At 49.1% G+C, this 352-nt stretch carries 1 tRNA gene and 1 rRNA gene; both read left to right on the top strand.

The features are described 5' to 3' along the window. Positions 1 to 68, top strand: a 16S ribosomal RNA gene (locus ACU8YC_RS28605); the annotation flags it as partial. Positions 69 to 139: 71 nt separating this feature from the next. Next, a tRNA-Ile gene (locus tag ACU8YC_RS28600) sits at positions 140 to 216 on the top strand. Positions 217 to 352: the final 136 nt, after the last annotated feature.

The raw sequence follows: 352 nt of genomic DNA, 5'->3' as shown, positions 1-352 counted from the left end.
GATTCATGACTGGGGTGAAGTCGTAACAAGGTAACCGTAGGGGAACCTGCGGTTGGATCACCTCCTTACCTTAAAGAAACGTTCTTTGTAGTGCTCACACAGATTGTCTGATGAAAATTAGCAGTAAAAAAATCTCTGCAGGCTTGTAGCTCAGGTGGTTAGAGCGCACCCCTGATAAGGGTGAGGTCGGTGGTTCAAGTCCACTCAGGCCTACCAAATTCGCTCTCGTGCTTTGTTGTGGCAAAGCTCGCATACTTCAGTATGCTTCGCTTCACCACGCCGCGCCCGAAAACGAATTAAGGTTAAAAGAGATTCATTCGATGGGGCTATAGCTCAGCTGGGAGAGCGCCTG

The organism is Citrobacter sp. VF227 (genome assembly GCF_052950715.1).
The sequence above is the reverse complement of the archived record's forward strand: the minus strand, read 5'-3'. Positions and strand labels throughout refer to the sequence as shown.